This is a genomic window from Streptomyces sp. NPDC054840, from assembly GCF_053611065.1.
In genome coordinates, this window is the sequence record NZ_JBSGZP010001042.1 from 1,387 (window position 1) to 1,679 (window position 293).

1 protein-coding gene is annotated in these 293 nt (G+C 69.6%); it reads right to left on the minus strand.

Going from position 1 to position 293, the window contains the following annotated elements:
* Window positions 1-293 (minus strand): RNA polymerase sigma factor (locus tag ACWGIU_RS37290; RefSeq protein ID WP_453712497.1); only part of this gene is annotated, 293 nt, incomplete at both ends.

Sequence of the window (293 nt, forward strand, 5' to 3'; positions counted from 1 at the left end):
CGGGAACGGACGGGCCCTAAACTTCCTTGTGAGATACCCAACTCTCCTGCGATTTCACGGTAAGTGAGGTCTCTGGGCGAAAGAAGTGCCTTCATCAGCTCCGGACACCGTCCGGGCAACCGGGCGACCGCCGATCGGAGTGCCCGGTTCTCCTCGCCGTGCAGGAGGGCGTCTTCCGGTTCGGCCACGACGGCCGTGCCGGCCGGTGTGCTCCCGTCCACCGAGTGCTGGCGGTGGCCGTACGGAATCTCCCGGCGGGCCCGGCGGCGGGCGAGGCGGGCCTCCGCCCGCAC